Source organism: Cyclobacterium sp. SOCE241 (assembly GCF_056867545.1).
Genome location: NZ_CP149779.1, coordinates 6,001,734 through 6,015,409, shown reverse-complemented (window position 1 = coordinate 6,015,409; position 13,676 = coordinate 6,001,734). Strand labels below are relative to the sequence as shown.

General features: G+C 37.7%; 12 protein-coding genes and 3 pseudogenes. 9 read left to right on the top strand and 6 right to left on the bottom strand.

Going from position 1 to position 13,676, the window contains the following annotated elements; genetic code table 11:
* Positions 1 to 65 precede the first annotated feature (65 nt).
* The 3 genes from WG932_RS30495 to WG932_RS30485 are packed head-to-tail and all read left to right on the top strand — an operon-like array spanning position 66 to position 2,478.
* Positions 66 to 305: a hypothetical protein gene (locus WG932_RS30495; protein ID WP_483086401.1), complete on the top strand. Its 240-nt coding sequence runs from the start codon at positions 66 to 68 to the stop codon at positions 303 to 305.
* A complete protein-coding gene (locus WG932_RS30490; protein WP_483088754.1) occupies positions 269 to 2,089 on the top strand; it encodes a TIM-barrel domain-containing protein in 1,821 nt (606 codons plus the stop codon). Before WG932_RS30495 ends, WG932_RS30490 begins: the two co-directional genes overlap by 37 nt.
* Positions 2,041 to 2,478, top strand: a complete 438-nt coding sequence (locus tag WG932_RS30485; RefSeq protein WP_483086400.1) for a DUF5110 domain-containing protein — start codon at positions 2,041 to 2,043, stop codon at positions 2,476 to 2,478. Before WG932_RS30490 ends, WG932_RS30485 begins: the two co-directional genes overlap by 49 nt.
* A gap of 47 nt (positions 2,479 to 2,525) precedes the next feature.
* On the opposite strand, the pseudogene WG932_RS30480 reads toward WG932_RS30485, so the two are convergent.
* A pseudogene (locus WG932_RS30480) lies at positions 2,526 to 3,325 on the bottom strand (M48 family metallopeptidase).
* A gap of 488 nt (positions 3,326 to 3,813) precedes the next feature.
* Between WG932_RS30480 and WG932_RS30475 the strand changes: the two are divergent.
* On the top strand, positions 3,814 to 4,137 hold the full coding sequence (locus WG932_RS30475; RefSeq protein ID WP_483086399.1) for a DUF4442 domain-containing protein: 324 nt from the start codon (positions 3,814 to 3,816) through the stop codon (positions 4,135 to 4,137).
* Positions 4,134 to 4,292: a hypothetical protein gene (locus WG932_RS30470; RefSeq protein ID WP_483086398.1), complete on the top strand. Its 159-nt coding sequence runs from the start codon at positions 4,134 to 4,136 to the stop codon at positions 4,290 to 4,292. The genes WG932_RS30475 and WG932_RS30470 overlap by 4 nt, the downstream gene beginning before the upstream one ends.
* 16 nt (positions 4,293 to 4,308) lie before the next feature.
* Here WG932_RS30470 and trxA read toward each other — a convergent pair whose 3' ends face one another.
* Both trxA and WG932_RS30460 read right to left on the bottom strand, forming a co-directional pair.
* Entirely contained in the window at positions 4,309 to 4,626 is a 318-nt protein-coding gene (trxA, locus tag WG932_RS30465; protein WP_483086397.1) for a thioredoxin, read from the bottom strand.
* Positions 4,627 to 4,710: 84 nt separating this feature from the next.
* Positions 4,711 to 5,244, bottom strand: a complete 534-nt coding sequence (locus WG932_RS30460; RefSeq protein WP_014021422.1) for a DinB family protein — start codon at positions 5,242 to 5,244, stop codon at positions 4,711 to 4,713.
* 45 nt (positions 5,245 to 5,289) lie between these two features.
* Here WG932_RS30460 and WG932_RS30455 point away from each other — a divergent pair.
* A pseudogene (locus WG932_RS30455) lies at positions 5,290 to 7,318 on the top strand (M3 family metallopeptidase).
* Positions 7,319 to 7,800: 482 nt separating this feature from the next.
* Here the strand turns inward: WG932_RS30455 and WG932_RS30450 are convergent.
* On the bottom strand, positions 7,801 to 8,844 hold the full coding sequence (locus WG932_RS30450; protein ID WP_483086396.1) for a cation diffusion facilitator family transporter: 1,044 nt from the start codon (positions 8,842 to 8,844) through the stop codon (positions 7,801 to 7,803).
* A gap of 401 nt (positions 8,845 to 9,245) precedes the next feature.
* On the opposite strand from WG932_RS30450, the gene WG932_RS30445 reads away from it, so the two are divergent.
* Complete coding sequence (locus WG932_RS30445; RefSeq protein WP_483086395.1) at positions 9,246 to 10,403, top strand: serine hydrolase domain-containing protein; 1,158 nt, start codon at positions 9,246 to 9,248, stop codon at positions 10,401 to 10,403.
* A 47-nt stretch (positions 10,404 to 10,450) separates the two neighbouring features.
* Here WG932_RS30445 and WG932_RS30440 read toward each other — a convergent pair whose 3' ends face one another.
* Positions 10,451 to 10,657 carry a hypothetical protein gene (locus tag WG932_RS30440; RefSeq protein WP_483086394.1) on the bottom strand — a complete coding sequence of 69 codons (207 nt, stop codon included), beginning with the start codon at positions 10,655 to 10,657 and terminating at the stop codon, positions 10,451 to 10,453.
* A 29-nt stretch (positions 10,658 to 10,686) separates the two neighbouring features.
* Positions 10,687 to 12,029 (bottom strand): annotated as a pseudogene (locus WG932_RS30435) (beta-N-acetylhexosaminidase).
* Between the two features lie 231 nt (positions 12,030 to 12,260).
* Between WG932_RS30435 and WG932_RS30430 the strand changes: the two are divergent.
* Positions 12,261 to 13,181, top strand: coding sequence for a sulfatase-like hydrolase/transferase (locus tag WG932_RS30430; RefSeq protein ID WP_483086393.1), 921 nt, complete (start codon positions 12,261 to 12,263; stop codon positions 13,179 to 13,181).
* Positions 13,115 to 13,594, top strand: a complete 480-nt coding sequence (locus WG932_RS30425) for a sulfatase/phosphatase domain-containing protein (protein WP_483088753.1) — start codon at positions 13,115 to 13,117, stop codon at positions 13,592 to 13,594. Before WG932_RS30430 ends, WG932_RS30425 begins: the two co-directional genes overlap by 67 nt.
* Positions 13,595 to 13,676 lie beyond the last annotated feature (82 nt).

Genomic DNA, 13,676 nt, shown 5'->3' with positions numbered 1-13,676 from the left:
CATGGCCATGCATTTTTATCTTAGGATAAAATTGTTCTAATTGAAGCCAACAAAGCTTCAAATCTATGAACAGCAATAAATCCAATTTGTTAGTCCCCGGCAAGGTCATCAATTATACGCTTTCAAGTACAGGAGTATTCGGAACCACTGAAAACTGTGCTTTCAAACTTTCGGTTTACAACGAAACCACCATCCGAATCCAAGTTTCACTTCAGAATGAATTCTTCCCCAATCCATACAGTGTCATTTCCACTCCTGAGGAAGTTAAATTTTTCTGGCAAGAAAAAAGGAGTACTGTATTTTAAAAACAAAAAAGATTGAATTACTTATTGAAAAAAATAATTTCAGGTTAATTTTTAAAAATACTAAGGGAACCATCCTTAGTGAAGATGCCAGTCATTTTGGCATCAATTGGCAAGGCACAGCAGTTGGGTGTTATAAAAAGCTTCAACAGTGGGAGAAATTTATAGGGCTCGGTGAAAAAACCGGTGGTTTGAACCGTTACGGACAAACCTATACCAACTGGAATACTGATCATTTCGGCTATGGCACCAATGCCGATCCATTGTATTTATCCCTTCCCTTTTATATAGGCTTACATCACAATAATTGTTATGGGATCTTCTTTGACAACAGCCATAAAAGCACTTTTAATTTTGGTGCCGGAAACAATCGTTTTTCTTATTTCACTGCCGAAGGTGGAGATCTGGACTATTATTTTATTCATGAAAAGAACGTAGGGGGAATCATTTCAGCCTACACTTCATTAACAGGTAAAACTCCAATGCCACCTAAGTGGACTCTAGGCTATCAACAATGCAGGTACTCTTATTATCCGGACAAAGAAGTCATCCGCTTGGCCCAAACTTTTCGAGAGAAAGAAATCCCTGCTGACACAATTTATTTGGATATACACCATATGGAAGAATGCAAGGTTTTTACCTTTGACAAAAAACGATTTAAGGACCCAACTGAACTTATTAAATACCTAAAAGAATTAGGGTTTAAAGTAGTGGTTATTCTGGATCCGGGAATAAAGGTGGATAAGGAATACCTCCCCTATCGTGAGGGAAATGAAAAACAGTTGTTTTTAAAATATCCAGATGGAGAAAATTATGAGGGCCAAGTATGGCCGGGTTGGTGTGCCTTTCCGGATTTCACGAAACCTGAAACCAGAGTCTGGTGGGCAGAAAAGTTAATTTTTTATTTAAATGCCGGCGTAGATGGTTTTTGGACAGACATGAACGAACCGGCCACTTGGGGCCAAACTATGCCTGACTTGGTTCAGTTTTTTTATGAAGGACAAGAGGCCAACCATAAAAAAAGCAGAAATGTATATGGCCTGCAGATGGCAAGAAGTACGAAAGAGGGACTTACCAAATTTTACAAAGGGAAAAGACCATTTGTATTGACCAGATCCGGCTTTGCAGGCATACAACGCTATGCTGCAGTTTGGACAGGAGACAATTTGGCCAGTGATGATCATATGCTAGCAGGGGTTAGGCTGGTAAACAGTTTGGGCCTGGGGGGCGTATCCTTTGCCGGATATGATATTGGGGGATTTGTTGGAAACACCAACCCAAAACTATTTGCTCGATGGATTGCTTTAGGCACCTTCTGCCCTTTATTTAGAGCCCATACCATGATCAATAGCAATTCCTCCGAACCTTGGGCATTTGGTGAGGAAGTAGAAGCAATTGCCAGCAACTATATTCGATTAAGATACAAATTAATGCCATTGATTTACACTGCTTTTTATCTAAGTTCTGAATCAGGAATTCCTATTAGTAAAAGCTTATCCATCGATTATACCTTTGACGACAAAGTTTATCATGGCGCATTCGAAAATCAATATCTTTTTTGTGATAATTTACTTGTCGCCCCAGTAGAAAGCTATAAGGAAATCACTAAAATCTATTTTCCTGAAGGGACATGGTATCATTTATTTTCCGGAGAAAAGCTAGGAGGAGTCAAGAATTGCTCTGGGAATGCCCTATTGAATACCTTCCTATATTTGTTAAAGCCGGAGCTATTCTTCCCATGCAATCAGCAAAAAATTTTACCGAAGATTTTAATGATGGACAATTAAACCTACATATTTACCAAGGAATGGGGAAATCTGAACAATTAATTTATGAAGATGACGGAAAAAGCACCGCCTACCTAGATTTATTATTTTCAAAAATATTGATCCAGATGGATTTTTCAGCCAACAAACTAAGCATTGAGAAAATTACAGCTAATTATGAAAGTGAATACCATACTGCTAATTTTTTCTTTCATGGAATGCAGTTCCATGAAGCAAGTTTAGATGGCAAAATGATTGAAATAAGTTATAAGAATGTCGCTTTCTTAGATGAAATCTCTGAATATGACCCATTGCCTGATACCGACCACACTTTTAAAGTTTGTCAAAATGTCCCAAGTTTTTCTATAAGCCTTGAGGGCAATCATAGGCGCTGCATACAATTAAACTAAATAAGGCAAAAAAAACCTCTCTATGAAATTAGAGAGGTTCTAAAATTTTATTTCTCTTTGTTATAATACTTTAAAGCTTCATCCATTTGATTGTTCAGCTTAGCTATTCTTTTTTCCGGACCGGGGTGAGTAGATAAAAACTCAGGTGGTCTTGAAGATGCATCTGATTGTGCATTCATTCTTTCCCAAAAATCGGAGCTTCCCGAGGATCATATCCGGCAATGGACATGAAAATTAAACCCAATTGATCGGCTTCCAATTCTTGGTCCCTGCCAAATTTCAGCATTCCAACTTGACCACCGATTCCTACTGCTTGCAAAAATATGGTTTCAGTTAAGCTTGGATTTTCACCCATGGCCACTTGGAGACCACCAATTAATCCATTGGCAACCAATCCTTGAGACATTCTTTCGCGGGCATGGCTGGCAATGGCATGTGCCACCTCATGGCCCATCACCACGGCAATACCTGTTTCATCTTCACAGATAGGTAGAATTCCAGTATAAAAAGCTACTTTTCCTCCCGGCATACACCAAGCATTAACCTGATCACTCTCCAATAAATTAAAGTCCCATTCAAAACCTTCTGTTATCGAAGAATAACCGTTGTCCTTCAAGTAGGTATCTACAGCATTTGCTATCCGATTGCCTACTTCCACCACCTGCTGTCCTTCTTTGGTATTGGTAAGCACCTTGCTCTCCTTCAATACCTGTCCATATTGATCATAAGCCAATGGTAAAACTTCAGAATTACTAACAATGCTAAGCTGCTTCCTGCCACTTAATGGTACTGTTGCACAACCATAGACTATAAGGCCTACAAAAAGAAGTGTTAATATTTTTTTCATGTGTAATAATTTTCAGATCAAGATAACAACAAGTAAGCTCCAAAAAAGGTGCCAGATAAATAGTAAGGGCAAAAATAGGTACTTTGTTCGAATTCTAGTGCATATTATTGGAACCGTAGTTAAAACTTAAGCCTTAGGAATTTCGTGCTGCGATTTTTTGGCTCCTTCTTTGATCGAACCAAAGGGAGGCAATGTTATGTCCCAACATGGATTAAATGATTTATTAATCCGGAATAAATCGGCTTTCCTGTGGTTTTTAGGGAGGCTAGTTTTTACAAGGGGCCTGTTTTTTGGGGATTTCAGAATAGCACCACTATTGCACTATTGTGAACTTGTCTGTTGAAAGGTGGGTTAGAAAACAGCCGCGAAGTGACTGGTTTTGAAGGGATATCAGTCCATAAAAATTATCTATTGAATATTACGAGTTCAACAATTAAAATTTAACTCGGTTGCTGTATTCTTCATTTTATATGTTTAAATTAATACCCATGAACAAGCATCAACAGTCCTTTGCCCGTATGGTCACCCAACCTATTTCATTTTTTGGGTATATGCTAAAGAACCTTCCTTCTATTATTTTTTGGGGTGTAAGGGTTAAAAATATTGATTTGGAATCCTGTCACACAACTTTACCTTATAATTGGCGAACCCAAAACCCGTTCAAATCCATTTATTTCGCGGCATTGAATGGCGCCGCTGAATTGTCTTCCGGATTACTTTGCAAATTGCACCTGGCAGGAAATGGAAATTTTTCTATGCTTGTGGTTGATATGAATGCTCAATTCCTTAAAAAGCAAACAATACTATTGTGATGAAATGTGAAGATGGCCTTCAGATCAATGAAACAATTGCAGGTCTGAGTAAAAAAGGAGATTTTGCCACTTTCAAAACAACAATATTTGGCCACAACCCCAATAATGAAATCGTGGCCAAATTTGAGATTACCTGGTCTTTTAAAAGAAAATAAGGCTACAACACCCTTATTATGAAGCTGTTTCTACTTGATTATTGATTATGTCGACTAGCTGATGGCTTTGAACTACCCCTGCTTTTCTCCACACCACCTTACCTTTTTGGAACAAAATCAGTGTAGGAACGCTTTTTACCTGAAACCTACTGGCTGCCATCGGGTTTTTATCCACATCAATTTTTATAATTTTTGCTTTCCCACCAACTTTCCCTGCCGTTTCTGTAAGAATAGGTTGCATCATTTTACAAGGACCGCACCAGGTGGCGTAAAAGTCCACCAATACTGGTTGATCTCCTTTGATTATTTCCGAAAAACTTTTTCCCTTTGCCATATCTGTACGCTTTAAATCTAAAACAAAATTATTGTTTTCATAGGAAAACATCAGTGATTTACCTCACAAAGTAAAAGCCAACTCTTACAATGACAGATAATAATTTTTGATAATGGATATATGGTGTTCCATATGCCCAAAAATAATGTATAATAGAGCGCTAAGGGACATAGGTTTAGCGTCTACAGATCCGATATTGTTGATTTGATCCTCTGGAATGGCTTCGATAAAGTTCCAAAGCAATTTGCGATGCAACAAAAAAGTATCCAATAATTTATCAATTGGCTGAGCATTAAAAGCTGCCGTTTTGACATAATTATCTTGATCGAATCCCGGAAAGTCACTTTTTTCACCTCGGCTTATACTCAAGGCTCTGAAATGCATTATTTTCTCGGTGTCAATAATATGCCCCAACAATTCATTAAAAGACCACTTATTTGTTTCGTAACTAAGTAAAGCTTTCTCGGTCGTCAAATTACCGAATAAGTTTTTAACAAATTGTTCTTGCGCTAGGGACAAGGTCTTCAAATCCTTTTCAGCCACCAAATCAATATAACCTTTGTAAAAGAGCGGGTACTCTTTTGGCAGGGGAAATTTAGGTCCTTTAGTAGTCTCCATAATTTTGTTAATTTTGTAGGATAAATTTAAATATAATCATTCGATATGAATCCATTATTGGCAAAATTTAATACACCGTTTGAAACGGCTCCATTTGATAAAATAAAAAATGAACATTTTCTTCCGGCCATTCAAAATGGTATAGCAGAAGTTAAAGAAGAGATAAAAAAGATTAAAACCTCTATTCCACCGGATTTCGAAAACACCATCGTAGCTTTAGAAAATTCCGGTGAAAAACTTCAAGAGCAGCTTCAATTTTTTTTAATATTAATGCAGCTGAAACCAATGATGAAATACAACAATTGGCCAGAGAGATTTCCCCACTTTTGTCTGCTCACAGCAATGACATCCTATTGGATGAAACTCTTTTCAAAAGAGTTAAAGCTGTTTTTGATCAAAGAGACCAACTCAAGTTAACCCCGGAACAAAGCACACTTCTGGAAAAAAGTTACAAATCTTTTATAAGAAATGGAGCGCTTTTAAAAGGAGATGACAAAGATAGGCTTCGAGCCATTGACCAAGAATTATCTAAACTTGGCTTACACTTCGGGGAAAATGTATTGAAAGAAACCAATAAATACGAGCTGGTGGTAGCTGAAGCCAAAGACCTTGAAGGCCTGCCTGATGGATTGATCGAAGCTGCTGCACAAACGGCTCAAGAGAAAGGAAAAGAAGGAAAATGGATATTTACGCTAGCGTTCCCAAGTTATGTCCCTTTCATGACCTATGCCAAAAACAGAGAACTTAGGAAAGAATTATACATTGCTTATAACACAAAATCTGCCAAGGGTGACGAACTTGATAACCGACAAATCATCAAGAACATCCTTAAGCTTAAGGATGAACGAGCAAAGCTCTTAGGATATGATAATTATGCTGATTTTGTCTTGGAAGAAAGAATGGCTGAAGGGGGAGAAAAAGTCTTAAGTTTTTTGGATGAGCTATTAGAAAAGGCAAAACCACGAGCTATTGCAGAGCTAAAGGAACTTGAAGCCTTCGCGAAAAAAAAGATGGCATTGAAAAACTATTTAAATGGGACATCAGCTATTATGCGGAAAAATTGAAAATGGAAAAGTATGCTGTAGATGATGAGTTACTCAAGCCCTATTTTGAATTAAACCGCACAATCGATGGGGTATTTACCACCGCAGAAAAACTATATGGCATTACGTTTAAGGAAAATAAAGCTATTCCTGTTTACCATCCTGATGTAAAAGCCTATGAGGTAAAAGATGAGAAGGGTGATCACCTTGCGGTATTTTATGCAGATTTTTTTCCTCGGGCAGGCAAAAGAAATGGAGCTTGGATGACAGCATATCGGGGGCAACGTAAGATTGGGAACAAAGAAAACAGGCCTCATGTATCCATAGTCTGTAATTTCACTAAGCCAACCAAAACAAAACCAAGCCTCCTGACCTTCAATGAAGTCACTACTTTGTTCCATGAGTTTGGTCATGCGCTTCACGGTATGCTGGCCCAGGGCACTTATGGATCCTTGTCAGGAACCAATGTTTATTGGGATTTTGTGGAACTTCCTTCTCAAATATTTGAAAACTGGTGTTATGAAGAAGAATGCCTTGACCTATTTGCCAAGCATTATGAAACCGGCGAACCTATCCCAAAATCTTATATAGAAAATATAAAAAAGGCAGCCAATTTTCATCAGGGTTTTCAAACGGCAAGGCAAATCAGTCTGGGCCAACTAGACATGGCCTACCATACCACTGCACCCGATGCAATTGATGATGTATTTGAATTTGAAAATGATGTCATGAAGCCCACCGCTTTACTAGACCCTGTTCCAAATACCATGATAAGCACCTCATTTTCCCACATATTTCAAGGAGGTTATGCAGCAGGTTATTACAGTTACAAATGGGCGGAGGTTTTGGATGCTGACGCTTTCGAATTATTCCAGGAAAAAGGGGTATTCGATAAAGCAACTGCAAAGTCCTTTAAAGAAAATATACTTTCAATGGGTGGCAAAGAGCATCCTTCAATTTTATATAAACGCTTTAGAGGAAGGGCACCAAAACCGGACGCATTAATCAAAAGAGCAGGTTTACAAGTGTAAAATAATGCCTATATATTCAACCTTTTTAACCCGCCTGAGTCAACAGTATTGATTTGGTCGGGTTATTATTTTTGATTTTAGGATGATTTATCAACCAATGCAAAAGGGGCTCGAATGGCCCCTTTTTAAACTTGTTTCGGAAAAACCTGTCTAAGTCCGTATGTAGGAAAAAATATATTGGCTTTTTAAATGATGATAAAACCAATTATCAACAACCAGATTAGGGCTGAAACCATTAGTAGTATGGTGAATTGCTTATCTTTCATCTCCCCGAAATTTTAATTCATTTTACACTATTAATGTACTAAAATTAACCCGTAAAAACAAATAATATCAGAATATAATTTTCAAAATCAATAAAATTCAAACTATTAATTTTATTGATTACTTAATGTTTTGGCTAAATAATTTCATAAGCGTCAAATACCATAGATAATATTGAGGAATCAATATTTTTTAAATCATTCACTACAAAACAAAATTCAATCCTTTTTACTCGAGTTAGTTTTAAATTGACCTAATTCATGGTAATGTTTCTGATTCTGAGACATATTATCTGCAGTCCATTTGATCTTCTTTGATTGAGGAAATTTTCTTACGGGACAATTCTCAACTTGGCAATAATGGCAGCAAGGATCAGGAATACAAGGATCTGCATGGACAAAAACTTCAGTTTTTCCCGGCAAATTCTCTTCCAACACTTCCTCCACTTCATGAACACAATCATGTACTTGTACGAGATCATAATAATAGGGAAGCGTAAGGTGAAGGTCAACATGGTTGTCTCCACCATATTGCTGAACCCTCATATTGTGAATATCTATCCAATTTTTTTGCCGGTGATTATTCAGAATTTTAACGGCCTTATTGATAGATTTTGGATTGGACTCATCCATGAGTCCTGCAACTGACTTCCTGACCAAAAAATATCCGTTGTAAATAATATAAAGTGCAAAAAGTGAGGAAATTATGCTATCCAGTGTATACCAGCCAGTAAAGAAAATGATGCCAATGCCAAAAATTAACACAAAACTACTGATGGCATCGGTGGAAATATGTTTACCGTCAGCTTCCAAGGTTAGGCTGTTTAACTCTTTCCCTTTCCGTTGCAATACATATCCCAATATCCCGTTTACCACCCCTGAAAATCCTATCAATACCATACCCAAAGGCAATTCAATCAAGGGTTGAGGAAACAAAAACGACCTAAAAGATTGGTAAAGAATAAAAATCCCAGCCACTATAATTAAAGTCCCTTCAATTCCGGCACTAAAAAATTCAATTTTACCATGCCCATAGGGATGATTCTTATCCTTGGGTACTGCACTTAATCGAACACTGTAAAGTGCGAAAAATGAAGCCACCACATTGACTATACTCTCCAATGCGTCCGTAAGAATCGCATTGGATCCCGTCAATAGATAGGAATAAAATTTAACTACCAGTAAAATTATACTGATAGCAACGGACCAAAGTATAATGCGCTGCTTTTCTGAATCCACAATAGTTGAAAATTTGTCTTTCAAAATTAGTCTTATTTAAGAGACTGAGAAAATTAATTAGGGATTTAAAACATGACTTTACTTCTGCTTCTATCAATTAATCTCGGCTTAACAGATGGAATCCCTAACTGCCTATTTTGGTCAATTAGGGCTAAAGCAAAGATTATATCGTCCATTGGATTAGGTTAAAATAAACCTATCGTAAAAATAAAAATGATTTAATAAGAGAAATTGATTAGTTTAACCCACAAACATCAACATCTATATAATAACCACCACTATGACTTTAAAAAGCAAGTATTATATATGGCTCATAACCTTCATGCTATGCACCCTGCATCTAACTGCCCAAACGACAACTTCAAGGCAATCATCCCATTTAAGTGTGGCACCTGCAGAGAGTATGGGCATGTCTTCAGAAAAGATTGGAGCGAATTGATAATATGTTAAAACAATCCTTGGTAGACAATACCATTCCGGGCCCAGTTGCCCTCATCGCCAGAAACGGAAAGATTGTTTTCCATGAAGCTTATGGAAATGCAGATGCCAATGGCAAAAAATTAAAAAGAGATGCCATATTTAGAATAGCCAGCCAATCAAAAGCAATCACTTCAACGGCTGTGATGATGCTTTGGGAGGAAGGCAAATTCCGATTGGATGATCCTATTTCCCAATACATTCCTGAGTTTAAAAACCCTGAGGTATTGGTAAATTTCAAATATGCAGACACAACGTACACCACCAGACCGGCCAATAAGGAAATAACCATCCGCCACTTGCTTACCCATACCTCAGGGATTGGCTATGGAGCCATAGACAAGGACGAAAGAATGAAAATGATCTATGACAAAGCCGGAACCATAGATCTATTTACTACTGCCCCTGTCACAATAAAAGATGTAGTCTTAAAAATAGCCCAATTACCGCTTCACCACAATCCTGGAGAGCAATACACCTATAGCTTGGGATTAGATGTTTTGGGATACTTTGTAGAGGTCATTTCCGGCATGACTTTTCAAGATTATTTACTCAAACATTTGTTTATACCATTGGGAATGAACGATACCAACTTTTACTTTTCTGCATCCAAGTCGGATAGACTAGTAGCCATCCAGAATAAAGTAAACGATCGATGGGAAAACTATCCCAATACCTTTTACGATGTCAATTATCCTATTGAAGGAGCTAAAACATTCTTTTCCGGAGGTGCAGGACTATCCAGCACCGCTAAAGATTATGCAACATTTCTTCAAATGTTTCTTAATGGAGGAGAGTTAAACGGTAAACGCTTCTTGAGTCGAACAACCATAGCCTCAATGATGGGTAATCAAACCGGAGACCTCTATGGAGGTGGCGACCAATATTATGGTTTGGCTTTTGGTGTGTTAACCGAACAAGGGCAGGCCAAGGGCGGCTTAGGATCCCAAGGCACTTTCATCTGGGGAGGCTATTTTAACACCCAATATTTTGCAGACCCAAAAGAAAACCTCATAGGAATAATACTCAAACAAACCCAAGGAAGTACCGGTGACCAAACAAGCTGGAAATTCAAACAAATGGTAGAGGCAAGCATAGATGATTGACCCAATAAAGAACCTGTTGATGAATCTAAACGGTAAACAACTTCCTATTAGGGTTCATAAACAGGTTCAGGATGATGATCAGGATCAAAAGGATTGTAATAATATAATTTTTCAGCTTTGTACTTCTCCAAATGTACTTCCAGTCTTTCCATAAATTGAGGATAAGATTGATTTTCATTTTGCGACCAAACCACTTCTGCCAAAGCGGCTATTCTTGGATACATTAAAAAATCAAACCTGTCTTCATTAGGCACAGTTTCTGTCCAAAGGTTAGCCTGAATGCCTAAAATAAGGTTTTCATCTTCTTTTTTATGCCAAAAGCATCCATATCAAAATTATATACAGCTTCTAATGGAGCATAAGCACCTGCCCACTTTCTTCCGTACTTATGGTCTTCTTGCTGAAGAAAGTCAAAGTAAAAAGGGATCCTTGGGCAGACTACTGTTGGGTAACCATTTTTGAGAGAAAGGCTTAGCTGTTCCTTTTTATCATGCCTCCACCAAAAGATAATTGTTTTGTCTTTAGGCAAATTTGCGGAAGCCATTTCATCCCAGGCCAACACTTTATTGCTAAAACGAAAAAGAGTGTCAGCCATCCTTTCAAAGAAATAGTCCTCAACATCTTTCATGTCCGTCAATCTTTCATTTTCCATCAATCGCAGAACATCCGGATCTTTTGGCCACATCTGATTGCCAAAACTTACTTCATCCCCTCCCAGATGCATCATATTGCTGGGAAATAATGCATCCACCTCATGCAAAATTTGGGATAAATAAGCATAAGTAGTCTCTTTGGCAGGGTGAAAGGTGAAGTCCGGATATTTTTCTGATCCACCGCCACTATGTTCCGGATATGCCCTATTGGCAGCTGTGGCATGTCCGGGCATATCAATTTCAGGAATCACCTAATCATTCGTTCACGGGCATACCTAACGATTTCTTTAATTTCCTCTTGGGTATAATAAGCTGCAGGAGCATTCGGCTCAGATTGATTACCAATTCCTCCCACTGTTGTTAATTTGGGGAAATTTTTAATTTCAATCCGCCATCCGGGAGCATCCGTCAAATGCCAATGAAAAGTATTTAACTTATAATAAGCCATATGATCAAGTAACTGCTTCACCTTTTCCATGCCAAAAAAGTACCTGGACTCATCCAACATGATCCCTCGCCATTCATACTTTGGACTATCCTGAATTTTCCAGTTTGGAAGAATAATTTTTCCATTTTTTTCTTTGGAAGCATGTGCGAGTTGAAGCAAAGAAATTACTCCATAAAAGGCACCCGTTTCATCCGCAGCTTCTATGGTTACGCTATTCTGCTGAATGTCCAATGTATAGCCTTCCTTCAGGTCATTTACCTTTCTTATTAGGATGGTTTTTGAAACAGATTCAATTTCCTGAAGAGGAAGATTCAATAATCTTAATGCCTCTTGTTGCAAATAATTTCCTTGATTAGGGAAATTTTCAAGAACAAGTCCCACTTTGTTATCCCATTGAAATTCACCTTGGTTTAGGAGATAGGTGGTCGGAATAGGAATAATTTCAGGCTGTTGCTGAGCGACCGTGAAATCTAGAGAAAAAAGGGCAAATAAAAATGATAATAGAAAATGCTTAGCTAAATACATTGTGGTAAGGTTAAATATTTTCCAAAACTATAAAAAATTATGCGGGAGGACGGCTTAATGAATGATAATCTCATTTGAAATTTAATTCCCTCAAAAAGAAACAGCTTTTTGAATTAATTTTTATCTGCAATAAAGTAGGATAAAATCGTAAATTTGACATCCTAAAGATTCACCTTATCACTTACTTCAATTCGGAAATAATATTACCACACTTTCCTATAATCCATCGTAATGTATCTAATTAATTCATCCTTAAGACTATTACCGGTATTACTTTTGTCTATAATCTTTTTTGCCTGTGAGCAGAAAGTTGGTAATACTATCAGCCCTCCAAATATTATAGTATTTTTCACAGATGACCAAGGCTATGCGGATTTGGGAGTATATGGAGCAGAGGATTTTGAAACGCCCCATTTAGATCAGTTGGCTTCAGAAGGTATTAGGTTTACAAATTTTTATGTTCCTGCAACGGTATGTACACCTTCAAGAGCGGGATTACTGACTGGTCAATATCCCAAAAGAAGTAATCTACATGAAGCAGTACTATTTCCATATTCAGAAGGAGGGCTATCCCCCCAAGCATATACCATGGCAGAATTACTGAAAGGTGCCGGCTATAGCACAGCCTGTATAGGTAAATGGCATTTGGGGCATAAGGACGAATACATGCCATACAATCAGGGATTTGACACTTTTTACGGAGTACCTTATTCCAATGATATGGACAACTATTATTATAAAAATATTGATTTCCAATCACCACCATTACCATTTTATGAAAACACTAAAGTTATAGAAAATGGGCCTGACCAAAGGTATTTAACCAAGCGCTATACTGAAGAGACGGTAAAAAGAATAAAAAATAGAGGTGAAAAGCCTTTCTTTATTTACCTGGCGCATAACATGCCGCACACCCCGCTTTTCGCTTCTCCTGCTTTTGAGGGCAAAAGTAAAAATGGCTTGTATGGTGACGTAATAATGGAGTTGGACTGGAGTGCTGGGGAAATTATTAATGCATTGAAAGAAGAAGGGATCTATGAAAACACCATCTTTGTTTTCACTTCAGACAATGGTCCGGCCAAAGGATCAGCAAAACCTTTAAGGGGCAGAAAGCACAGACATGGGAAGGAGGGCAAAGGGTTCCCGGCATAATTACTTGGCCTGGTTCCATTCCACAAGGAGTAGTGACTGATGAATTTGTGAGTACTTTAGACCTTTTCCCCACCTTCGCTAAGCTGGCATCAACAAAGATCCCTGAAGAGATAAAAATTGACGGAATGGATATCAGCGCTTTCCTAATGAACCCCAAGAATGAAAATTTACCTGAAAGGCCTTTCTATTTTTATGCAAGAAATGGTGAGCTTGAAACCATTAGGCTAGGGAAATGGAAACTTCATACAAAAAAATCAATCGGCTGGAATGAAAAATCTGAAGGTTCTTTCTTGGTTTCACTTTATGATCTGGAGAATGATGTCTCTGAAAAAACAAATGTTGCTGAGCTTCACCCCAAAATCGTAAATAAGCTTACAATAATGGCCCAAGAATTTGATTCAAGCTTACAATAAATAAACATCTATTATTCTTTATTAGTTGAGCTTCTATTCTGAGAAACCAGAAATAAGCCTTCAATAAAATAAGGTCAATCCG